Here is a 23,210-nt window from a genome sequence, read left to right on the forward strand (position 1 = left end):
ACGAAGCGGCAAATAATGGTGGCGTAACGCACTTTAGTTCCTGGTCTAAGCTTGTACTTCATGCTGCGTAAAATGTGGGTCAGTTGAGGACGATGAATGGAATTCAGAACGTTTAAAAAGCAGTGGGGCGCTGAGTTTATTTCCAGTGACGTTGTGCGTTTTCGCGTCTGGGCGGAAGGGCAAAAAGATCTCACGCTGCGTCTGTCGGATAACGATATTCCGATGATGGCGACCGGCAACGGCTGGTTTCAGGTAGACGTGCCCGGTCTTGCGCACGGCGTGGAATATCAGTACGTATTGCAGGACGGAATGGCCATTCCCGATCCCGCTTCCCGCGCGCAAAAAGGCGACGTCAACGGGCCCTCCCTGGCGATCGATCCTGGCCGATACCTGCACGCTAACCGTGGCTGGAAAGGGCGGGCGTGGGAAGAGACCGTCGTTTACGAACTGCACATCGGCACCTTCACGCCTGAGGGAACCTTCAGCGCGGCCATTGCTAAGCTGCCCTATCTGGCCGAGCTCGGTATTACCCAGCTTGAAGTGATGCCCGTCTCCCAGTTTGGCGGCGCGCGCGGCTGGGGATATGACGGCGTGCTGCTGTACGCCCCGCATTCGGCCTACGGTACGCCGGAGGATTTCCACGCCTTCATCGATGCCGCGCACGGGCTGGGAATTGCCGTGGTGCTGGATATTGTGCTTAACCACTTCGGGCCGGAGGGGAATTATTTACCCTTGCTGTCGCCCGCGTTTTTCGACGAGGAGCGCACGACGCCCTGGGGCAGCGGCATCGCCTACGAGAATCCTGCGGTCAGATCCTATATCACCGACGTCCCCCTGTACTGGCTGACGGAATACCATCTTGATGGCCTGCGGTTTGATGCCATCGACCAGATAAAAGATCCCTCGCCAAAGCATATTCTGGTTGAGATCGCCGAGCGGATCCGCGAAACCCTTCCGGATCGCCATATTCACCTCACCACGGAAGACAGCCGCAACGTGATTTTTCTGCACCCGCGCGACGAGCGGGGCGACGCGCCGCTGTTTACCGCCGAGTGGAACGATGACTTTCACAACGCGGCCCACGCGTTTGCGACGGGTGAATCGCACGCCTATTACCAGGACTTTGCGCTTGAGCCGGAAAAGAAATTTGCCCGGGCGCTCACCGAGGGGTTTGTCTATCAGGGCGAGGTTTCGCCCCAGACCGGGGAGCCGCGTGGCGTAGCATGTCTTGCCCAGCCGCCCCAGTTTTTTGTCGATTTTATCCAGAACCACGATCAGACAGGCAATCGCGCGCAGGGCGAGCGGCTTATCACCCTGGCCGGGCCGGATAAAACGCGCGTGCTCCTCGCCGCGCTGCTGCTTTCCCCGCATATCCCGCTGCTGTTCATGGGGGAAGAGTATGGCGAAACTCATCCCTTCCTGTTCTTTACCGATTTTCACGGCGATTTGGCTAAGGCCGTGCGCGAAGGGCGCGCAAAAGAGTTCACGGGACACGCCGGACACGATGAGTCCGTGCCGGACCCGAATGACGTGCATACCTTTGTTCGCTCGCGGATCGACTGGAATAAGATCGCAACCGATGATGGAAAAACCTGGCTTCGGCTAACGCGAAACCTGCTTACGCTGCGGCACCGCCATATCGTGCCCTTGCTTCGCCAGGGGGCACGCGCTGAGGGGCAGGTTCTCCAGACGTCTTCCGGCATGGTGGCCGTGCGCTGGCGCTTCCCCGGCGGGACGCTGTCGCTGGCGCTGAACATCGGCAAGGAGGCGGTAGATAAGCCCGCTTTGGCCGGTAAACCGCTTTTTGCCTGGCCGGAGCCGAGCGGGCATTTGCCTCCGAACAGTATCGTCGTGCATTTTGCTGATGGAGAAGCATCGATATGATCCCTTCCGCTACGTACCGCATTCAGTTTCGCAACGGCATGACCTTTGACCGGGTGGTTGGGCTTATCCCGTACCTGAAGGATTTGGGCATTAGCCACCTTTACGCTTCGCCCGTCTTCACGGCAGCATCAGGTTCTACGCACGGCTATGACGTGACCGATCCTAACGAGATAGACCCTGCGATTGGCGGACGGGAAGGCTTCGATCGCATGGCCGCCGCCCTTAAACGGGCAGGCATGGGGCTGATACTGGATATTGTGCCAAACCATATGTCGACCTCGCTGGAAAACCGCTGGTGGCGAGACGTTATTCAGCATGGCCAGCAGAGCCGCTACGCGCGCTATTTTGATATCGACTGGTCGCGTCCGCTTACGCTGCCTTTCCTCGGCGACACCTTTGAGGCGGAGCTGGAGAAAGGGGCTATTACGCTAAAGCGTGACAGTGTCACGGGTGAGGTCTCTCTGGCCTATTATGATAATGACTATCCGCTCAATCCCGGCACCTTTTCGGAGGATAAGCGCATTGCCGATATCCACGAGGCGCAAAGCTGGCGGCTGATGTCCTGGCGGGAAGCGCCTAAAAATCTATCCTGGCGTCGCTTCTTTGAGATCACCGGCCTGGTCGGCGTCAGGGTGGAGGACGAGGCGGTATTTGACGATACGCACCGCCTCATCCTCGAGCTGGTTCACGGCGGCGTCGTCGACGGACTGCGCATTGACCATATCGACGGCCTGGCGGATCCGCTGGGCTATCTTCAGCGCCTGCGCCAGGAGACGGGCCCGGAGTGCTATATCACGGTGGAAAAAATTCTCGCGAAGGGAGAACAGCTTCCGGCGGAATGGCCGGTATCGGGCACCACCGGGTATGAATTTATCGCCTCGCTTGCGGAAGTGCTGGTGGACGATAGCAGCCTTGAGCAGCTTGAGGCGATCCATAACGAGACGTTGGGTGTAGCAGTAGACAGGCACGCTGAACTGCGCGATGCCAAAGGATTGATGACCGATCGCAATTTTGAGGGGGAGTTCACCACGCTGCTTACCCTCGCGACCGCGCTGGCCGAACGCAACGGCGTTGAGCTGCCGCGCGACGACGTACGCCACGCGCTGCGCGAGCTGCTCATCGCGTTTCCGGTTTATCGCACCTACGGCACGGCGGAGGGACTAACGCCGCCAGACGTTGCGCTGCTGAATCGGGTGATTGCCAGCGTGAACGCCTCTGAAGCCGCGCTGAGCCTGATCGTGCGTATCCTCACCGGCGATCTGCCCGTAAACGATCGCGATACGGCAGCCCTGTTCAGAACCCGCTTCCAGCAGCTAACCGGCCCGTTAATGGCAAAATCCGTGGAGGACACGCTGTTCTTCCGCCACAACCTTGAGCTTGCCCTTAACGAAGTGGGTGCCGACCCCACGCCGCGCGCGTTTTCGCTATCGCGGTTTCATCAGGAGATGCGCATCCGGCTCGCGCGACAGCCTGACGCGCTGCTCGGAACGTCGACGCACGACACCAAGCGCGGCGAGGATGCCAGGGCGCGTCTGTATACGCTCACCGAGGCCCCCGAACGATGGGGGGCAAACCTGGCGCGCTGGCGACAGATGAACCAGACGCAGGTGCGTTTCCTCAATGACGGCACCGCACCGAACGCCGCCGATACGTGGATGATCTATCAGGCGCTGGCCGGGGTCTGGCCTGCAACCCTCTCCCCGGACGACTGGGAAGGGCTCACGTCGCTTGAAGCGCGTTTCCTCGGCTTTATCGAAAAAGCGCTGCGCGAGGCCAAGCAGCGTACCGACTGGATCGACAGCAACGAGGACTACGAGAGCGTGGTGATGGACTATGTCCGGCACCTGCTGTCCCCGGACAACACGCTGTTCCTGCATGATTTCAGCGAGTCTTTACAGCCCTTTATTCGCGCCGGGCTCATGAACAGCCTGAGCCAGACGGTAATCAAGCTCACCGCGCCCGGCGTGCCGGACATCTACCAGGGCAGCGAAGCGCTGAATTTCAGCCTGGTCGACCCGGATAACCGTCTGGAGCCGGACTTTCCTGCGCTGGTCGAAAACCTCAGCAACGCCGATCCCGGCGTGTTTAGCGATGAACAGCGCTGGCGCGACGGCAGCGTGAAGCAGTATGTCACCGCTACGCTGCTACGGCTCCGGCCGCATTACCCCGAACTTTTCCGCTATGGCGACTGGCTGCCGCTGAAGGTGTCCGGCGAGCGCGAGGAAAACCTGATTGTCTACGCCCGCGTGCAGGGCGACGAGGCGCTTATCGTTGCCGTTCCGCGACTGGTCTTTGACGTCTCGGCCAATGAAAAGCTGTGGGCCAATACCCTCGTCACAGTTCCGCAGGAGCTGGTTGGGAAACGCTATCGGGACGTGTTTAGCGGCGAGAGCCGAATTCTGCAGGAGACGCTGGATCTAACCTCAGAAAAGGGATGTGTGCTGGTTCTGCTTACCTGCGAATAATCGTGGAGAATAACAATGGATAACAGGTTTGAAATTCGGGCCGGTCACGGCCAGCAGTTAGGGGCGAATTACGACGGAAAAGGGGTCAACTTTGCGCTGTTTTCCGCGCACGCGGAGCGGGTGGAGCTGTGCCTGTTCGATCCGTCCGGGAGCACGGAAATCGCCCGCCTTGAGCTGCCGGAATATACCCATGAAGTCTGGCACGGCTACGTGCCCGATCTGAAGCCCGGCGCCCTATATGGATACCGCGTCTACGGCCCATACGATCCGGAAAACGGACACCGCTTTAATCCGCATAAGCTGCTTATCGATCCCTACGCGCGTGAACTGGCAGGCGACCTGAACTGGAACGAAGCCCATTTTGGCTACGAGCTGGGGCACGACGAACTCGATTTGAGCTTTGACGCGCGCGACAGCGCGGCTTTTACGCCGAAATGCAGGGTTATCGATCCCAATGCGTTCGACTGGCAGGATAGCAACCGGCCCAGCGTGCCCTGGCCGAATACCGTCGTGTATGAAAGTCACGTTAAAGGGTTTACCCAGATGAATCCGGCGATCCCCTCCGGGCTGCGCGGTACGTTCGAAGGTATGGGGCATAAAGCCTCGGTCGATTACCTCAAAAGCCTCGGCGTTACCTCGGTTGAGCTGCTTCCCGTGCACTGGTTCCCGGATGACCAGCATCTGCTCGATCGCGGTCTGAAAAACTTCTGGGGATATAACACGCTCGGCTTCTTTGCCCCAGCGTCGCGCTATTACGGCCCGGCGGGTATCCAGGGATTCCGCGATATGGTGCGCGCGTATCATGACGCGGGCATTGAGGTGATCCTCGACGTGGTCTATAACCACACGGCGGAAGGTAACGAGCTGGGCCCTACGCTCTCGTTCAAGGGCATTGATAACTACAGCTACTACCGCACGCTGCCGGACCAGCACCGGTACTACATTAACGACACCGGGACGGGAAATACGGTCAACACCTCGCACCCGCGCGTGCTGCAGATGGTGATGGACTCCCTGCGCTACTGGGCCGAATCCATGCACATTGACGGCTTCCGCTTTGATCTGGGAACGATACTCGGACGCGAACCCGAAGGTTTCGATCCGCGCGGCGGCTTTTTCGATGCCGTGACGCAGGACCCGGTGTTATCGAAGCTGAAGCTTATCGGCGAGCCCTGGGATATCGGCCCCGGCGGCTATCAGGTGGGCGGCTTCCCGCCGGGCTGGGGCGAGTGGAACGATAAATACCGCGACACCGTGCGCGAATACTGGAAGGGCGATAACGTCTCTAACGACTTTGCCGCGCGCCTGCTCGGCTCGGGTGATTTGTACGATCTGCGCGGACGTCGCCCCTGGGCCAGCGTCAACTTTATTACCGCCCACGATGGCTTCACGCTAAATGACCTGGTGTCGTACAACGAGAAGCATAACGCCGACAACGGGGAGGACAATAACGACGGGCATAACGATAACCGGTCGTACAACTACGGTGAAGAAGGCCCGACGGACAATCCGGATATCCTTGCGACGCGCGAGCGGCAGAAGCGCAATTTCCTGACTACGCTGCTGTTTTCTCACGGCACGCCGATGCTGCTGGCGGGCGACGAGTTTGGCCGCACGCAGAAGGGCAATAACAACGGTTACTGTCAGGACAGCGAGATCTCGTGGATCGACTGGAAAGGGCTATCCGAAAACGATGTCGCGCTGCGCGACTTCACCCGCCGTCTCATTGCCCTACGCGCAGCACAGCCGTTACTACGCCGTGAGAGCTGGCGCGACGGGCTGGAGATCCGCTGGTTTAATGCGGGCGGCGGGCCGCAGCAGTCAGAGCAGTGGGACGAGGGCTCGACGCTGGGCGTATCCATCAGCCGGCCCGACCTCGTTCAGGAGGAAGGCGTCTGGCACGATATGCTGATGTTGTTCAATCCGTTTGAAGGCCCGGTTCCGTTCCAGATCCCGCAGTTTGGCGAAGGCGGCTGGGTGCTTGAACTGTCTACAGCTGAAGATACTGCAGGCGGAACGGTTATCACCCAGGCCGTGGATTACGAGCTGGCCGGACGCAGTATCTCGCTTTTCAGACGCCCCTAACTCACAGCGATGCCGCCGCCCGCGCGGCGGTATCGTACAGGGAGGAGATCGTGCGCAGCAGCTGCGCGGTTTCCCCGATAGACGTTCCTGAAATCCCGCTTTCCCCATGGATGTTGATCAGACAGGTTTCCCGCACGTCGCGGTATTTCATGCACAGCGCTTTTCCCTCATCCGTTGTGGAGAAAAAGAGCTCTTTCCCCGCTTTTTCACTGGTCACGTAGCCCGCCTTAACCAGCTTTTTCAGGGCATACGTCACCACGTGGGTATCCTCTACGTTGAGCACGAAGCAGATATCCGCCAGCTTTTTCTTGCGGTTGCGGTGATTCACGTGGTGCAGCAGAGAAACGTCAAACGCCCCCATATCCGGCTCGCCCGCCGCCGTCATGCAGCGCACCATCCACTTATTGAAAGCGTTGCTGGTCATGATCAGCGCGTATTCCAGTTCCGATAGCTCCGCGCAACGCTCGGACACCAGGTGACGGGACGAGACAATACGGCCATCCGAAATATCGTCGTGGTTTGAGGCAACACTCTTTTTTGCGGTCATAACGTTCCTTAGCCAGAAATGTAAACTCATCGATAAAATAAGAACATTTTATTGATAAATTGTTTACATGTTTTTGCGGTTCAGATATAGCTTTTTAGCGCAGGTTTTGTGGAGCCTGACGCAAAACACAACATCGCACGCCGCAAATTAAAAAAATAGCCGACGGCGCGCAACGCTCACTTTGGATAGGGTAAACGTTTATGGACGGTTCTACGCTGTTGCCGCTGATCGGGATTCCGATCGTGGTTATTGGTTTTGCACTGCGCTTCAACCCGCTGCTGGTTGTGGTGGTGGCGGGGCTGGCGACGGGCCTGCTGGTCGGTATGGATTTCGGGATGCTGCTGGAGACGTTTGGCGAGAAGTTTGTGAATAGCCGATCGCTGGCCACCTTCATCCTGATCCTGCCGGTCATTGGCCTGCTGGAATACTACGGGCTTAAAGAACGCGCTCAGGCCTGGGTGGCGAAGATCGCCAGCGCTACCTCGGCGCGTATTCTGATGCTCTACTTCGTGGCGCGTGAGGGGACGGCGGCGCTGGGGCTGATGTCCCTGGGGGGCCACGCCCAGACCGTGCGTCCGCTGCTGGCACCGATGGCCGAAGGGGCGGCGCTGAACGAATATGGCGAGCTGCCGCAGCATATTCGCGACAAAATTAAAGCCCATGCCGCCGCGTGCGACAATATCGCGGTCTTCTTCGGGGAAGATATCTTTATCGCCTTCGGCGCGGTACTGCTGATCGACGCCTTCCTGAAGGAGAACGGGATCGAGGGGATCGAGCCGCTGCACATCGGCCTGTGGGCCATTCCGACCGCCATTGCGGCATTGATTATTCATATGACGCGCCTGCTGCGTCTGGATGCCAGCATCCGCCGCGACGTGATGGCCTGGAAAGCCGCGCAGGGAACGCAGGAGGCCGCGCAATGATGACCTTAATCACCATTAACCGCGTTTACTACCTGATCGGCTTTGTCGTGATGCTGCTGGTGGTCATGACCCTGCGCGATCGCGCCAATCCTAAACGCTTTACCACCGCGCTGTTCTGGTTCCTGTTCGGCGGGATCTTCCTCTTTGGCGACCTGATGGTGCAGGAGCTGGGAAAATCGCTGGCTTATCGCATCATCGGCGGTGCGGTTATCGTTATTGCGCTGCTGGCGGGCTTTGGGCTGGTCGGGAAAGGACACTATAAAATGTCCACCGAGGAGGAGCGCGTCGCCTCGTCGGAACGGCTGAAAAACTGGCTGTTCTTACCGGCGCTGATGATCCCCGTGGTGACGGTGATCGGCACGTTGTTCCTGAAGGGCGTGTCGATTGGCGGCGTTTATTTGCTCGACCAGAAGCAGCTCACCCTGGCCGCGCTCTGCGTTGCCTGTGTCGCGGCTATTCTGACCGGCTGGTGGCTGACGAAGGGTACGCCGCTTCACGCCGTGCGTCAGTCCCGTCGACTGGTGGATACCATCGGCTGGGCGGTGATCCTGCCGCAGATGCTCGCCATGCTGGGCGGGGTGTTTGTGGTCGCCAATACCGGCGATTCCGTGCAAAAGGTGGTAAGCCTGTTTGTGAACCCGGATAGCCGCTTCATGCTGGTGGTGATCTACTGCGTGGGGATGGCGCTGTTTACCATGATCATGGGTAACGCGTTTGCGGCCTTCCCGGTTTTAAGCGCCGGCATTGCGCTGCCGTTCCTGATTAACGTCCACCACGGTAATCCCGCGCCGCTGCTGGCAATTGGCATGTACGCAGGCTACTGCGGCACGCTGATGACGCCGATGGCCGCGAACTTCAATATCGTTCCCGCCGCGCTGCTGGAGCTGAAGGACAAATATCAGGTGATCAAAATCCAGATCCCGACCGCGTTGACCCTGCTGGTGGTGAACGTGTTCTTAATGTATTTCCTCGTGTTTCGCTAAGGAGCTGTTATGGAATTAACGCAACATCAGGCCGACGCGTTTGCCCGGATGCCTTTGACCTACCTGCGCCAGGAATATCCGAACCACATTATGCATCTGCTTAATGATGACGGCGACGTTCTGCCGCCGCGCGAGCTGCACCCGATTTTCTACGGCTGCTTTGACTGGCACTCGGCGGTGCACGGCTACTGGCTGCTGCTGCGCTGCGTTCGCCTTTATCCGGCGCTGTCGTGCCGGGACGAGATCGTCGGGCTCTTTGACGAGCACATCACGCAGGAGAAGGTGGCGCAGGAGCTGGCCTATTTCAACGCGCCGTTCCGCGCCTCGTTTGAGCGTCCATATGGCTACGGCTGGCTGCTGGCGCTGGCGCAGGAGCTGAAGCTGTCTACCATCCCGCAGGCCCGGGAGTGGTTCCAGACGCTGCAGCCGCTAACCCTGGATATCCGTAACCGGCTGGTGGACTACCTCAGCAAGCTTACCTATCCCATCCGCGTCGGGACGCACTACAACACGGCGTTTGCGCTGGCGCTAGGGCTGGACTACGCCCGTGAAGTGAAGGACAGCGCCCTTGAGCAAGCCATACTTGAGGCCTCAACGCGGTTTTACCTCGCGGATACGCGCTATCCTGCGCACTACGAGCCGGGCGGCGATGAGTATATTTCCGGGGCGCTGACCGAAGCCTTGCTGATGAGCAAGGTCGCGGATAACTTCCCGGCGTGGTTCGATGATTTCCTGCCCGACGTGGCGTCCATTACGGCACTGATGAACCCGGCGGAAGTGAGCGATCGTACCGATCCGAAAATCGCCCATCTTGATGGACTAAACCTGAGCCGCGCCTGGTGCATGAAGCATATCGCGAAGGCATTGCCGGACAATCATGCCGCGCAGCAGGCGCTAAGCAACGCGGTAGAGAAGCACCTGGCGGCTAGCGTGGAGCACGTGGTAGGAAGCCACTACAGCGGCGGCCACTGGCTGGCGAGCTTTGCGCTGCTGGCGCTGGAGTAAGCAGGATTCGGGTGCAGCGATAACGTAACGCTGCACCCGACGTTATGCGGACGCCCGCACCGCTTTTCGCAGCCGGCTGACGCTGAACGTCATCGCCGTCGCAGAAGCCGCCACGGCAATCCACAGAGCCAGGTGTACAGCCGCCTGAGGCGCCACCGCCAGCAAAACCCCGACAACGGCTGCACCAAGACATTGTCCGAACGTTCTCGCGATGGACAATACCCCGGAGCCATAGCTCGAATATTCTCTGGAGACGTTTGACAGCATCTCCCGGTTGTTAGGACTCTGGAAACACCCAAACCCCACGCCGCACACCAGGCTGCGCAGGCAGATATCCCAGGCCGCAGGGCTGGCGGGCAGGGTCGCCAGCAGAATTAACCCCAGAACGAAAATCATCAGCCCCAGGGTAGAAATCAGCGGCGCAGACAGGCTATCTGCCCAGCGTCCCGCATGTGGCGCAACCAGCACGATACCAATAGGCCATGGCGTAAACAGCAGCGCGGAGGCGACGGGGCTAAAGCCGTACGCGCTCTGAAACAGGAACGGCAGCGCGATAAAGGTGATGCCCTGGCTGACAAAGGAGGCCAGCGACGTTAACGCGGCAAGGGTAAAGCGGCTATTGCGAAAAATGACGGGGGGTAACAGCGGATTGCGGGTGCGGCGAATATGCCAGATAAACGTCAGGCCGCTGGCCAGTGCGAGGATCCCCCATCCAGCGGACGCCAGGCTGTTGGCTGCCATAACCGCTGCGCCCAGAAAGGTGGCTGAAAGAACGGCACCGGCCGCATCAAAAGGCGCGCTGGCGGACGATGTTTTTCGCGGCAACGACCTGAACGCCAGCAGCAGGGCAATACTCCCGGGAATAATGTTGATTGCAAACAGCCATTGCCAGCTGAACGTATCCAGAATTGCGCCGCCCAGCACCGGCCCGATGGCGCTGCTGCTGGCAATCAGCAGGGCGTGCAGCCCAAGAATGCGGCCAAGCAGCCGCCCGGGAAAAACGGATCGGAGGATCGCCGGCGCAATGCTTAGCGTTGCCGCGCCGCCGATGCCCTGCAAAATGCGCATCCCAATGAGCAGTTCCGGCGTGCGCGCCAGGGCGCAGCCGATTGAGGTCAACGTAAAGATCGCCAGGCCTGCCAGAAAAACAGGGCGATATCCCACCCGGGTGGCGAGTGCGGCGAAAATTGCCAGCGTCATTGCCGCCGAGAGCAGATAACCGTTGGCGAACCAGACCGCCACGTTCGCCGGGATCTGCATCGCGCTCTGCATAGCGGGCAGCGCAATGCCGATCATGGTGCCGTCAAATACCCCCATCAGCGTGGTCATCATCACGGCGGCCATCACCCGCGCGCGTTCACGCCCAGGTAGCCCCTCATCGCCGGGCAGGTTTGTAAAAAGCGTCATCGTGTTTACTCCAGGAGAGAATGTTGATGACGAAACTATAATCATGGGTTATACAGGGCGGAAGACGCAGCAGTTGCACTTGATAGTTGCATACAACGCCCGCTATGAGGATTTCACGTGGCCGATCCGGATTTTAATTTACTCGTCGCGCTGGACATACTGCTGGCCGAGGCCAGCGTCGCAGGGGCGGCGCGACGCTTAAACCTGAGCACGTCCGCCATGAGCCGCACCCTTAGCAGGCTGAGAGAGGTGACCGGCGACCCGATCCTGGTGCGGGCAGGGCGTAACATGGTGTTAACGCCCTGGGCCGAGGCCACGCGCGATCGCGCCCGACGCGCGGTGCACGAGGCGAGGGCGGTGCTGCAGCCCTCGCTGGAAACCCTAAAGGTTGAAACGCTTGAACGGCTCTTCACTATTCGCGCCAACGATGGCTTTGTGGTGGCATTCGGGCCCGCGCTGATCGCTGCGATAGCGGAGGCTGCGCCCGGCGTCTGTATCCGCTTTGCGCCCAAGCCGGAGAAAACGTCGCGCTACCTTCGCGAAGGGCTGGTCGATCTGGAAGTCGGCGTGCAGAGCAATATGGGGCCCGAAATTCGTCTGCAGAGGCTGTTTCAGGACCGGTTTATCGGTGCGGTTCGCAAGGAACATCCGCTCGCATCGCTGCCGGTAATCGGCGTCGACGACTATATCGCCTGGGGACACGTGGTGGCCTCGCCAGAAGGGACGCTGCACGGGTTTGTGGATGACGTGCTGGCGGAGTCCGGCCGGACGCGAAACGTGGTCAGCGTTGTGCCCGGGTTTCCGACGGCGCTATCCGTGGCGCTGGCATCGGATTTAGTTGCCATGGTTCCCGCGCTCTACCTGATTAACCCGCAGATGACCGACAAACTGCATCTTTTTGAACTGCCGTTCAAAACCCGGAGCATAACGGTGTCGCAGATGTGGCATCCGAGAATGGAAAACGATCCGGGGCATCGATGGCTGAGGGCGAAAATTCTTGAGGTATGCGGCACCGTGCGCGAAAGGTAAGGCAGCCATCCGCTGGCTGCCACATTCGGCTTGCGCCATTACGCCGCGCTCTTGAATTCCCGGGCGGGCAGCAGCGTTTTACCGCCCTTTAGCGTGAACAGGGAAATGACGGTAAAACTCAAGGTAATACAGCCGAGAACGAGATAGGCCTGGTGGAACCCAACGGTGTCATACATTCGTCCGACCCACGCCGACAATACAACGCCCGACAGCTGCTTCGACAGGTTGAAGCCAATTAAGAACAGCGTTGCCGACAGTTTGGGGTTAAACGCAGAGGAGATATATTTAAAGGTCCCGACCAGCAGGAAAGGCAGCTCAAACATATGCAGCATTTTCAGAATAACCACCTCGACTGCCGATGAGGCAAATGACGAACCTAAAATACGTGCCGACATAATAACGCCTGCGGCTAACAGCGCGTTTTTCGCGCCAATCCGGTTCACGATAGCGGGGGCGAAGAACATTATTGTCGCGTTCAGTAATTCTCCTCCGGTCGTCACAAAACCAAACACTTCGGTTCCGCGCTGCGGGCTGGAGAAAAAGCCCTTAAAGAAGTTGGCAAACTGCTGGTCGAAGACGTCATAGACGCTGGCAACGCCCACAACGTAGACGATAAATCCCCAGAAGCGCGGCATGCGCAGCAGCTCGGCCGCGGTGCGCATTGAGAACGCCTTCCGGTTCGCGCCCAGCGCGTCGATGACAAGCTCGCTGTTGCTGCCTTCGGGTTTTGACATCCACAGCAGTATGCCGAGCACGAGGGCGAATCCGGAGGCGATCCAGAAGGTAATGTTCGGGTCGATGCCAAACAAAATGCCGGTTATTGACGCGCACAGCGCCCAGCCTACGCATCCTGATACGCGTACTTTTCCGTACTCAAAGCGGTTAGCGCGGCTGACGCGTTCAATATAGGCCTCGACCGCCCCGGATCCGCTGGAGAACACGACCCCAAGGTAGATCCCTCCCGCCAGCGCACCGGCGAAAATGTTCATCTGCAGCAGCGGCGACAGTACAAAAATAAAGAAGGGCGCGAACAAAATCAGTAAGACGGTAATGGTCCACAGCAGGTGCTTACGCAATCCCAGCTTGTCAGAAATCAGACCAAAGACCGGCTGGAAGATAATCGCAAAGAGCGAAATAGAGGAGAAAACTATTCCCGTCTCCGTCTTGGTCAAATGATTAACGTCCGCCAGCCAGACCGGGAAAAAGGGGAAGTAGGCAGACATAATGAAGTAGTAGAAGAAAAAGAACAGCATAAAGTAAATGAAATTATGCCGTTCCTTTGGTGCAAGTTCAGAGAGTTTCATTGTGACTGTTCCATAGGGTTATGCCTTCAAGAATCGGAGTATTTTTTTAAATGTCATTCGCTGGACAAGATGGATGATTTATCAAATATTTCCGCGTAAGCCGCAACGGTAGAGAATTTGAAATTTATTGACGATCACGAAATGCCACCATGACGATAGGAATTTGTCGTTTTTTCGACATAGAATGTTAGCGAACGACATTGTTGTTATTACGTTAAGGAGAAGGCGATGCAGCGCCGCACGGCAACCCTCGAAGATGTGGCTCACGAAGCGGGGGTCTCAGAACAGACCGTCTCACGCGTGCTTAATAAACCCGACGTCGTTTCTGAGCGTACCCGCGAGAAGGTCATTCGTGCGATGCAGGCGTTGCACTATGTCCCCAACCGCTCGGCACAGCTGCTGGCGGGTAAATCATCCCCGTCGATCGGGTTGATTACGGCCTCCCTGACCCTGCACGCGCCCTCGCAAATCGCGGCGGCGATAAAAAGCCACGCGATCGTGCATCAGCTTGAGGTCGCGATTGCGATGCCGGCGATGGCGGATTACGACTCGCTGCAGGCGCGGCTCAATGAGTTTCGCGCGCAGAACATACGGGGCGCGATCGTCAACCTGCCGCTTGAGGGCAGCACTGCGGAAAGGCTGGTGAGTGAGAATCCGGATATTTGCTGTCTGTTTTTAGATATTTCGCCGGACACTAACGTCAGCTGCGTCCGTTTTGATCATCATGATGGCTGCGGGGCCTGCGTCAGCCATCTTTGGGAGCTGGGGCACCGGCATTTCGGACTGCTGGCAGGGCCTGAAAGCTCCGTCTCGGCGCGGATGCGCCTGAGCAGCTGGCGGGAAACGCTGCATCGACACGGCGTGAGCAATGCGGTCACCGTGTTCGGTGACTGGAGCGCGGCCAGCGGCTGGCATAAGGCTTTCGAATTGTTACATCAGCATCCCCGAATCACTGCCATCGTGGTGGCGAACGATCAGATGGCGCTGGGCGTGCTGAGCGCCCTGGCGCAGCTAAACCGCACGGGAAGCAGGGCTGTTTCCGTTACCGGCTATGACGATACGGCGGACAGCCTCTATTTTCAGCCGCCGCTGACGACCGTGGCGCAGGATTTCAACAAGCTCGGCAAGCGGGCCGTTGAGCTGTTAATTCAGCAAATGGCCGCACCGCAGATCCGTGTTCGCGAGCTGCTGCCGACGCGCCTGGTTGTTCGTCAGTCAACCTGGCCATTATCCGATGACGCGAGGAGTGATAACGCGCCGTTAATCGCGCAGCTTAAATCTCTGATTGAGAAACTGTGAGGATCGCCGCCCATGCTCACGGCTTCTGTTCCGCCCGCTCTTTACCCACGAGCAGGGTGGTTAAGACGAAAGATAAAACCAGCGCCATCGCCACGCCCGCAAGGGCAAACATGAAGTACGGACCGATGTAGGCCGGCAGGCTGAAAATGCTCGACAGGATGTAACCGTAAAGCCGCACGCCGAAAAAGGCGATGAAGGCCGAGGCCAGCGAGCTGGCAACCGTGGCGGCAATAAAGGCCTTTTTATAGCGGGTCAGAACGCCAAACAGTGCAGGCTCGGTAATCCCCAGCAGCGCGGAGATGGCGGCGGAAAGCGTCACCGTTTTTTCCTGGCGATCTTTACTTAAACGCCAGATGGCGAACGTCGCGCCCGCAATGGCCATGTTGGCCATAAACATCATGGGCATCAGCATGTCATAGCCGCGGTCGCTGAAGTTTTGCAGCGCGATTGGCGTCATGGCATGGTGCATGCCGGTCAGGATAGCAATCGGGCGAATCGCGCCAACAATCAATCCGGCAAAACTTGCCGACACGCTGAATAACCCTTCAATAAACAGCGCCAGCCCTTTGCCTAACCAAATCCCAATAGGGCCGATCACCACCAGGGCCGCCAGCGCGCCGATAAACAGGGTCAGGGTAGGGGTGAACACCGTTTTGAGCACATCAGGCATAATGCTGTCGACCCAGCGGTGAATATAGCTCAGGGTCAGGATCGAGAAGATCACCGGAATGACGCTGGCGGAATAGTTGAATACCGAGACCGGAATCGCATTAAGCAGCCAGAGCGCGCTCACGGCCCCCTCCTGGTGCGTCGCCAGCGCTTTCGCCGCGTCGATCAGCGACGGATACATCAGACAGGCCGCAATGGCCGCTGCCAGATATTCGTTGGTTTTAAAGATTTTCGACGCCGATACCGCAAGGAAAAACGGCAGGAAATAAAACACGCCGCTTGCGATCAGATCGATAATCATCACGGTTTCGCTTTTTGCGGAAACGACCTTCAGCGCAATGAGGCCAGCAAGTAAACCTTTGATCATCCCGGCACCGGCTATCGCCGGAACAATCGGGCCAAACACGCCGGAAACCGTGTCCATAAACAGGGAGACCAGGCTTTTACGCCCCTTGGCCGACTCCGTCTCTGAAGGCGCGTTGTCGTCCATCACGCTGAGCATGTGCTCGTACCAGGTATTGACCTTCGGACCGATAATGACCTGAAACTGATCGCTCTGGAGCTGGGCACCCAGCACGCCCGGCAGTTTTTTAATCTCGTTTTGATCCACTTTATTATCGTCAATGAGATCGAAGCGCAGCCGCGTCATGCAGTGCCAGACTTTATTGATATTCCCCTGGCCGCCGACCAGACGAATAATATTATTTATGGCTTCTTGCGTCCCCATGAAAAACTCCTGCCGAGTGTTGTTGTCGTTTTAATGTCGTACTGAAGGATAATTAAACTCAAACGACAAAACAAACCAATGAAATTTGATTTTGCTCACAAAATCTTTACGCATGAGCCTTTTAGAGCATACCGAGAAGGAATTGGTCTGGTTTTTGTAGGATATTGAATCATATTTCGGACCAAAATAAATAATAAAAAAAAGGTTTACCCATCCTCATTTTTAGGGCGATGATATTCAGCAGATTGTATTACTACTGCGCTGTTAAGGAGTTATTTCGTGAACCCCGTCATCATCAAGAATATCGAATGTTTTATTACCCGACCGGACAGGCATAATCTGGTGACGGTGCGCGTCACGACGGAGCAGGGCGTGACGGGGCATGGTTGCGCGACGTTCCAGCAGCGGCCACTGGCGGTTAAAACGCTCGTCGATGAGTATCTAACACCGCTGCTGATTGGCCGCGATGCTAACAATATCGAAGACCTGTGGCAGATGATGAACGTCAACGCCTACTGGCGCAACGGTCCCATCATGAACAATGCTATTTCAGGCGTAGATATGGCGCTGTGGGATATCAAAGGACAGATTGCCGGAATGCCGCTTTATCAACTCTTTGGCGGAAAATCCCGTGATGCGATCCCGGCCTACAGCCACGCCAGCGGGGAGACGCTGGAACAGCTGTTCACCTCCGTAGATGCGCTGATTGCGCAAGGTTATCGCCATATTCGCTGTCAGCTCGGGTTTTACGGCGGTACGCCGTCTGAACTGCACGCCCCGGATAATCCGACCTCCGGGGCCTGGTTCGATCAGCAAGAGTACATGAGCAATACCGTCGAGATGTTCCGGGCGCTGCGCGAGAAATACGGCTGGAAGCTGCACATTTTGCATGATGTACACGAACGTTTATTCCCACAGCAGGCCATACAGCTGGCAAAACAGCTCGAGCAATATCAGCCGTATTTTATCGAAGACATTCTTCCACCGCAGCAAAGCGCGTGGCTGGAACAGGTGCGTCAGCAAAGCTGTGTTCCGCTGGCGATGGGGGAACTGTTCAACAATCCAGCCGAGTGGCATGACCCGATCGTTAACCGGCGTATCGACTTTATCCGCTGTCACGTATCGCAAATCGGCGGGATCACGCCCGCGCTCAAGCTGGCGCATCTCTGTCACGCCTTCGGCGTACGCCTTGCCTGGCATGGTCCTGGCGATATGACGCCAATCGGCGTTGCGGTGAATACGCACCTGAATATTCATCTTCACAACGCGGCCATTCAGGAGTTTATTCCACGGTCAGAGATGACGGATCGGATTTTCCCAGGCGCTCCGGAAGTCAAAGAAGGCTTTGTGTATCCGCCGCTGAAGGACGGAATAGGGGTGGGATTTAACGAGGAACTGGCGCTGGCGCATCCGGTTGTCTATCGCCCACATGAATGGACGCAGAGCCGATTACCGGACGGCGCCATTCATACTCCCTGATTTTGACGCCAGGTCAAATTGTCGTGGTTATAGGGAATGACGTAGGTGCAGCTATAGTTGATATCAATAATATCGCTGACCTCAAATACCCGGCCACCCTCGAGAATTCCCCGATTGTTGATATGCATTGCCGGGCTGCCTTTCTTGCAGCCCAGTATTAGCGCCTGTTCTCGGTTCACGCTGACGGCGCGATAGGTGGTTAACATATGGGAGATCGTCAATCCCTTGCTCAATACATATTGTTGAATTGAGCGTTCAATTGCCTGCTGATTGAGGTCGGGAAAATCCGCCACCGGCATGCTGGAAATTTCCAGCTGCACGGGCGCGTTGTCAACGTAGCGCAGGCGGCAGAAATGCCAGATGAAGCTTTCGTCATCGATACCAAAAATCTGCTGGGCTGCACGGTCCGGACGTCTTTTATGCAGGCTAATCATCCGGTAGCGGATCTGGTCGAAGCGTTTCTCTGTTATGGAGTTATAGACCAAAGGGTTAGTGCGCGCATGCTCGTTAATCCACGTGCCGGATCCCTGAACAATTCGCACAACGCCAATGCTGACCAATTTTTCGAGCGCTTCGCGGATGGTAGATCGCGAAACGCCATACTCCTCAGCGAGCTGTCTTTCCGGCGGAAGCTTGCGCGGGCCAGGGCTGGTCTGCTGGTAGATTTTGCTGAGCAGATCCTGGGTGACAAACTCTTTTTTCTTCATCGTGTTTACCTGAATAGATTTCTCAAAAATCAATACTCATACTTTATTTCATCCATCAATTCAATATTCCCAACCTCATTGTATATAAACTCTAAATTATTAAATATATTTTCAATATCCAGAACCAATGTGTTACGTATTAGTTCAAGTTCTTTTTCAGTCCTCGCACTTAAACCGTTTCGTATTATCTCTTCAGCCTTATCAAAATCAAAGCCTTCTGGAAAGTATGATTTGTAATCAAGGGCAATACCTAAAATATCTAAAGCTTCAATGTGGGCATTGGTAACACCATTTTTGTGAGCTATTGCATTTCTTGTATTTCTGAGGCCTTCTTGATTTGATTTTAAAGTTCGCAACGCATCTAATAACTTGAAATAATGTTGATTCTCAGCCAGGCGTTTTTCAATAATTTGTATATTTCCAATTTTATCGATCACAGAATCTGGGAGCATTATTGATTTTCCAACCAATGAGTAACAACGATCTATCAGCCCAAATAAAGACAAGTAAAAATGTTCTAAATGATATTGATAATGTTTCTCAAACTCAAAAGTAGATGGTATAAATGTATTCCGCTTCAAATATTCCATTGATAGATTTAAAGTATCATACGCATTTTGCAATGAGACGGCTCTTGAAAAAACATCTCTGGCGTAGTCCTCCCTATAGGTAATCTGAATACCTTCAGACCCTTCACTGACTTTAATCATTTTCTTTGTGTACGATAAAAAGAAAGGACTTAAGATATGCAAAATCTTATGTGTGGAAAACAATAGCACCTCCATTTTTAGTGAAGTTTAATGTAGTTTTTCTCAAAAGAAGCTAATAAATGTATTTTTCAAGGCGAAATGAGCTAGACGGAAAGGCTGCTGAATCATTTGCTAGTAATGCCACAAGTACAGCCAGTGCTTCCCAGCCAGTAACTTTTGTCAAACTAAGTCCTTGAATAGGATTGATGAGCGTTTCGTTTACAGCATTTTTTGGCATTGTAACATTCTGATTACCTTTAAAAATTCCATATCCTTTGGGCTCTGTTTTCTTTGCCCCTTCCAGAACAACAATGCTCTCAGGCCAATACTCAACCTGCAATTTACCCTTATTACTAAGGTGATCGTAAATTGCTTGTATAACTTTGTTAGCGCTAACTTTGGTAGTAAAGGCGACGATATGGAAAGGGACACAGGTATTGGTCACTTTTGATAGACCAGACGCACTTCGTGGCACATCTTTGGCAGCAACCATAGATGAGAGGGCCCCTGAAAGTACATCGGTTGGTTTTGGATTTGTCGCCTTACCCGTTGTAATCTCGGACTTAACTTCAATGACAGAAATGCATGCATCGGATGGTACAAGGCGGATGAAGCCATCGTGTATATGAATCTGTGGCAGTTCACCGGAGTGAAGAATCAAATCTAACTGCCCGGAAAGATCATTATTTGGAGCATGTCCAACGATCTGCCCAGTGGACCAAGATGCTGTCGAGGGCAGGTGGTTTTCTAAAACTGATCTAATAAATGCTTCGCGTAATGCTCCCGTCACTACAGTATGGCTAGCTGATTTGCTGTCCTCATACATAGAAAGCAACGTGCTGCGAAGACCTTCGAAATGATTACATACCCGAGTCATGTATCGTTATACCTAACAAAAATGCGTCGGAAGTAATTATACACACTCTTTATTATACAGTGCGTCAATGTTTTTGACATTGAGCAAGCCTGAGTTACTAACCACAGTGAAGAGAGTTCTCACGCATTGAGCAGTGGATAAGAAAATTATCCTTTCATGATTAATTTAACTTATGTTGATCACAAATGTTGTTCATAGAGAGCATATTTTATAATGCATTGTTTTTGTATGATATTTATCAGCCTTGTCCATTTTGCCAAAAAATTTACTTCATGAACCAATCCCGAATAGCAGCATTGCGACTGTTTTGATGAATTTCGATTCACCGTACTTCGTCTCGGACCAAGCGAACTTGCTCTACGTCCACTTAGTGCCAATGGCAGATGTTGTTAAGCTCATGCAGTATGGATTCACGAAGAACATACGTTATTTTTTGTCCTGATTGACTCGGAATGAAAGCTCCTGATGGCTCTCTTTTCACTCGCTGTAGCGATCTGCAAGATAACCGGTTTGTCCCTTAAGCAGCACTGTGATTTTAAACAGCGCCTCGGCTACATCGACGGAACTAAATGTTTCTCGACTATTCTCTAAGGCAACTTGCGGCATTTACAAAAAAGAGCCGGGTTTTACCCGGCTCTTTTTAGCTGATTTCAAAATCTTTTAATTCCCCACCTTCAGCAATCAGATTTGAGATCCGCTTCGGCATTCGCCCCTGACCTGACCATGTTTTTGACTCTCCAGTTTCGTTAGTATATCGATACTTCGCGGGGCGGGTGGAGCGCGTCCTTTTAGCCTTACCCGGAGAGCCAATAGCAGCTAAAAGTTCGGAGGGGTCGATACCCTCATCAAGCATCATCTGACGAAGTGTTTCCAGTTTATCGCGGCGCTGACTTTCATTTGCAAGACGTAATGTCTCTTCTTCTCGTCGTTCTATAAGAATAATTTTAAACTTTTCCAGAACATCTTCCAGTACATCTAATGACATTTCACGAGTCTGAGAACGTAAGGCACGGATATTGTTTAACTGTGTTAGAGCATCTGACATAAAGAGACCTTTTAAAGTTTTTTCGTTGTTCAGCAAATACCAATGTCGACGGTTGCTCATCGACCCGATTTTTCTTACTGAGCATTTTAATTCGATTGGGACATATTGTTATTAACGAGGTTTAGACTACTTATATAAATCTCTTGTCGCAAGAAAAAATTAAGAAGAATGTGCAAGAACTAAATTACAACTCCTACGAAATGTCCATGCATTTTTGAAAGTACTTAAAACTATGATGCCAGGAGTCATCCGGAGAGCCTTTTTATATCCTCATAACTTATTGCTTCAGTCACACCTGATGAGATTTAAAATGAGGAGAGACAGCGCCGCCACTTAGCGAGGTTTTTCACAAATGGCAAGATGGCACGCAGGGGAGAGACACCTGCATTTGTCAGAAGGTAGCGAATTACTCTCTCTTTATAGAGGTGTTTCTAAAAAGTGTAATGTAAAAAAAAGCCTGCTGTTAGCAGGCCATAAATGTTTTCAACTCATTTTTTGTTCGATTCTGATAAATAGGGTAAGCATGCAATTAAACGTGGAGCAGAGAGCATGACAAAAATGCTATAAATATTTCTTGGCCGCATCAAGTATCTCCTGTGACGTTAACTCCCTGTCAGTAGCCACGTAAACAATACCATGATCGCCAGTTAAGGAAGGAAAACCTGCAGACATAATCCAAAGATGTGTTTCTTCACCGTTTGGATATTCCTGCCTGATAGAGGATATACCTTCCAGAACGGTCATGACTTTACAGGATTCAGCATTAAAGAAAACAAGGACTTTAATCATATTCTATTACCCTGTTCTCTCGTGGATATTAACTGGCAGATGCCATTAAGGTCAAAGCCATTACGCACTTCTTATTTAACATGTGGTTAGTTTGTGCTTTTAGACTTTTTATGCAGTAGTACTGCACTTCATCACATCGGTTAGCATACTCATAATTTTGAAAAATATGCTGATCAGATATTATGAATAAACGACTTTCATCTGATTTAAGTTATGGATCTGTCTACTCAGGAATAATCCTTCATCGTTATCGCAGACCCACAATGATTTATTTATCGCAAAGTGTTACGTTTGCAGCAGCAGGACCCTTGTCTCCGCGGTGAATGGCGAATTCAACTTTCTGACCTTCAAATAAAGTTTTAAAGTTGTCGCCATCAAGTGCAGACAAATGGACAAAGATATCTTTGCTGCCATCAAGAGGAGAGATGAAGCCAAAACCTTTGTCTTCGTTAAACCATTTAACCAGGCCCATAATTCTAGAGGTCATACTGACTCCGTTATACATAATTGTATTGATAGTAAACGTATAGGATTAAACATATGGACTCAAAAGAGGGGATATCAACGATAGCGCCTGGTAATGAGAACTGCCCGGAAAATTTCTAACTTTCATTAGTACATCGAACTGATGGGATTCATTAAGGCACAGGGAATCGATATAAGCAAATTATCTTTTAGCCGTCCAGAGGTCCTGTAGGGAAAATAAAAGTGGCTGAATGCCATTTTCAATGTATAGTCTTTACGTGTTTTCAATAAGGAATTGACTTGTCCCATAAAATGACAGGAATTGTCAAAAGCTTTGATATTCTTAGTGGTAAAGGCCTCATCATCCCATCTGATGGACGAAAAGACGTTCTGCTTCACATTTCAGCCGTTAACTCTCGCGAATCAGAATTACTCATCCCTGGAAGCCGCATAGAGTTTTGCCGGATAAACGGTCTCAGGGGGCCTGTGGCTGCGAACATTTATCTTTCCTGATTTTCAGTGTGTCAAAATAGATAGATTAAAACTTAACCACATGTGGTACGGTGAAGCTCATTCATTGAAAGGTTAATGGTTATGTCTGTTATCAATTACGCAATGAAATTCTTCAGCAGTGCGTCTACTGCCACTGCAGCCTGTCCTGTTTGTGGCTTAAAATCAGTACAACCGTTGTCAAAAATCCGGCTCAACCAGACCATGCTTTGCCCCGGATGTAAGGCTCTGTTTATCTCCCGACGCTAGCTCGACCAAAACC

The 23,210-nt window shown here is 53.9% G+C and carries 21 protein-coding genes and 1 pseudogene; 11 read left to right on the forward strand and 11 right to left on the reverse strand.

The genetic code is table 11. The features are described from left to right. Positions 1–96: 96 nt before the first annotated feature. Genes treZ through glgX form a run of 3 tightly spaced genes read left to right on the forward strand, consistent with a single transcriptional unit; the run spans position 97 to position 6,434 of the window. On the forward strand, positions 97–1,884 hold the full coding sequence (gene treZ, locus E0L20_RS02955; protein ID WP_131632616.1) for a malto-oligosyltrehalose trehalohydrolase: 1,788 nt from the start codon (positions 97–99) through the stop codon (positions 1,882–1,884). Beyond that, positions 1,881–4,349, forward strand: a complete 2,469-nt coding sequence (treY, locus tag E0L20_RS02960; protein WP_131632617.1) for a malto-oligosyltrehalose synthase — start codon at positions 1,881–1,883, stop codon at positions 4,347–4,349. The genes treZ and treY overlap by 4 nt, the downstream gene beginning before the upstream one ends. Positions 4,350–4,364: 15 nt before the next feature. Continuing rightward, on the forward strand, positions 4,365–6,434 hold the full coding sequence (gene glgX, locus E0L20_RS02965) for a glycogen debranching protein GlgX (RefSeq protein WP_396127620.1): 2,070 nt from the start codon (positions 4,365–4,367) through the stop codon (positions 6,432–6,434). A 1-nt stretch (position 6,435) separates the two neighbouring features. Here glgX and E0L20_RS02970 read toward each other — a convergent pair whose 3' ends face one another. Beyond that, entirely contained in the window at positions 6,436–6,981 is a 546-nt protein-coding gene (locus E0L20_RS02970; RefSeq protein ID WP_131632619.1) for a winged helix DNA-binding protein, read from the reverse strand. A 200-nt stretch (positions 6,982–7,181) separates the two neighbouring features. Between E0L20_RS02970 and E0L20_RS02975 the strand changes: the two genes are divergently transcribed. The 3 genes from E0L20_RS02975 to E0L20_RS02985 are packed head-to-tail and all read left to right on the forward strand — an operon-like array spanning position 7,182 to position 9,892. Then, entirely contained in the window at positions 7,182–7,904 is a 723-nt protein-coding gene (locus tag E0L20_RS02975; protein ID WP_131632620.1) for a DUF969 domain-containing protein, read from the forward strand. After that, complete coding sequence (locus E0L20_RS02980) at positions 7,901–8,887, forward strand: DUF979 domain-containing protein (RefSeq protein WP_131632621.1); 987 nt, start codon at positions 7,901–7,903, stop codon at positions 8,885–8,887. Before E0L20_RS02975 ends, E0L20_RS02980 begins: the two co-directional genes overlap by 4 nt. Before the next feature lie 9 nt (positions 8,888–8,896). After that, on the forward strand, positions 8,897–9,892 hold the full coding sequence (locus E0L20_RS02985) for a DUF2891 domain-containing protein (RefSeq protein WP_131632622.1): 996 nt from the start codon (positions 8,897–8,899) through the stop codon (positions 9,890–9,892). 42 nt (positions 9,893–9,934) lie between these two features. Here the strand turns inward: E0L20_RS02985 and E0L20_RS02990 are convergent, their stop codons facing one another. Continuing rightward, a complete protein-coding gene (locus tag E0L20_RS02990) occupies positions 9,935–11,299 on the reverse strand; it encodes an MFS transporter (RefSeq protein ID WP_131632623.1) in 1,365 nt (454 codons plus the stop codon). Positions 11,300–11,416: 117 nt separating this feature from the next. Between E0L20_RS02990 and E0L20_RS02995 the strand changes: the two genes are divergently transcribed. After that, on the forward strand, positions 11,417–12,328 hold the full coding sequence (locus E0L20_RS02995) for a LysR family transcriptional regulator (RefSeq protein WP_131632624.1): 912 nt from the start codon (positions 11,417–11,419) through the stop codon (positions 12,326–12,328). Positions 12,329–12,366: 38 nt separating this feature from the next. Here the strand turns inward: E0L20_RS02995 and E0L20_RS03000 are convergent, their stop codons facing one another. Beyond that, positions 12,367–13,632, reverse strand: a complete 1,266-nt coding sequence (locus E0L20_RS03000) for an MFS transporter (protein WP_131632625.1) — start codon at positions 13,630–13,632, stop codon at positions 12,367–12,369. A gap of 228 nt (positions 13,633–13,860) precedes the next feature. Here E0L20_RS03000 and E0L20_RS03005 point away from each other — a divergent pair, with 228 nt between their 5' ends. After that, the gene (locus E0L20_RS03005) at positions 13,861–14,931 is read left to right on the forward strand and encodes a LacI family DNA-binding transcriptional regulator (RefSeq protein WP_131632626.1); all 1,071 of its coding nucleotides are present in this window, start codon (positions 13,861–13,863) and stop codon (positions 14,929–14,931) included. 16 nt (positions 14,932–14,947) lie between these two features. Here E0L20_RS03005 and E0L20_RS03010 read toward each other — a convergent pair whose 3' ends face one another. Further along, positions 14,948–16,327 carry a PTS transporter subunit EIIC gene (locus E0L20_RS03010; protein WP_131632627.1) on the reverse strand — a complete coding sequence of 460 codons (1,380 nt, stop codon included), beginning with the start codon at positions 16,325–16,327 and terminating at the stop codon, positions 14,948–14,950. Positions 16,328–16,606: 279 nt separating this feature from the next. Between E0L20_RS03010 and E0L20_RS03015 the strand changes: the two genes are divergently transcribed. Continuing rightward, entirely contained in the window at positions 16,607–17,806 is a 1,200-nt protein-coding gene (locus tag E0L20_RS03015) for an enolase C-terminal domain-like protein (RefSeq protein WP_131632628.1), read from the forward strand. On the opposite strand, the gene E0L20_RS03020 is transcribed toward E0L20_RS03015, so the two are convergent. From E0L20_RS03020 to E0L20_RS03050, 7 genes and pseudogenes are all read right to left on the reverse strand, one after another. Continuing rightward, complete coding sequence (locus tag E0L20_RS03020) at positions 17,794–18,513, reverse strand: GntR family transcriptional regulator (RefSeq protein ID WP_131632629.1); 720 nt, start codon at positions 18,511–18,513, stop codon at positions 17,794–17,796. The genes E0L20_RS03015 and E0L20_RS03020 overlap by 13 nt on opposite strands. 29 nt (positions 18,514–18,542) lie before the next feature. Then, a complete protein-coding gene (locus tag E0L20_RS03025) occupies positions 18,543–19,223 on the reverse strand; it encodes a Cthe_2314 family HEPN domain-containing protein (protein WP_131632630.1) in 681 nt (226 codons plus the stop codon). 112 nt (positions 19,224–19,335) lie between these two features. Beyond that, complete coding sequence (locus E0L20_RS03030) at positions 19,336–20,088, reverse strand: DUF6602 domain-containing protein (RefSeq protein WP_131632631.1); 753 nt, start codon at positions 20,086–20,088, stop codon at positions 19,336–19,338. A gap of 528 nt (positions 20,089–20,616) precedes the next feature. Further along, positions 20,617–20,727: pseudogene (locus tag E0L20_RS03035) on the reverse strand (arsenical resistance protein ArsH); the annotation flags it as partial. A gap of 52 nt (positions 20,728–20,779) precedes the next feature. Then, complete coding sequence (locus E0L20_RS03040; RefSeq protein ID WP_016247216.1) at positions 20,780–21,184, reverse strand: H-NS family histone-like protein; 405 nt, start codon at positions 21,182–21,184, stop codon at positions 20,780–20,782. 561 nt (positions 21,185–21,745) lie between these two features. Next, positions 21,746–21,973 carry a hypothetical protein gene (locus tag E0L20_RS03045; protein ID WP_016247217.1) on the reverse strand — a complete coding sequence of 76 codons (228 nt, stop codon included), beginning with the start codon at positions 21,971–21,973 and terminating at the stop codon, positions 21,746–21,748. Positions 21,974–22,241: 268 nt separating this feature from the next. Further along, complete coding sequence (locus tag E0L20_RS03050; RefSeq protein ID WP_000203924.1) at positions 22,242–22,460, reverse strand: cold shock domain-containing protein; 219 nt, start codon at positions 22,458–22,460, stop codon at positions 22,242–22,244. Positions 22,461–22,738: 278 nt separating this feature from the next. Between E0L20_RS03050 and cspF the strand changes: the two genes are divergently transcribed. Beyond that, positions 22,739–22,951, forward strand: coding sequence for a cold shock-like protein CspF (gene cspF / locus E0L20_RS03055; RefSeq protein ID WP_001446195.1), 213 nt, complete (start codon positions 22,739–22,741; stop codon positions 22,949–22,951). A gap of 81 nt (positions 22,952–23,032) precedes the next feature. Further along, complete coding sequence (locus E0L20_RS23990) at positions 23,033–23,197, forward strand: YnfU family zinc-binding protein (protein WP_213076230.1); 165 nt, start codon at positions 23,033–23,035, stop codon at positions 23,195–23,197. The last annotated feature ends 13 nt before the right edge of the window (positions 23,198–23,210 follow it).

The sequence above is a fragment of the Enterobacter wuhouensis genome (assembly GCF_004331265.1).
GTDB classification, from domain to species: domain Bacteria; phylum Pseudomonadota; class Gammaproteobacteria; order Enterobacterales; family Enterobacteriaceae; genus Enterobacter; species Enterobacter wuhouensis.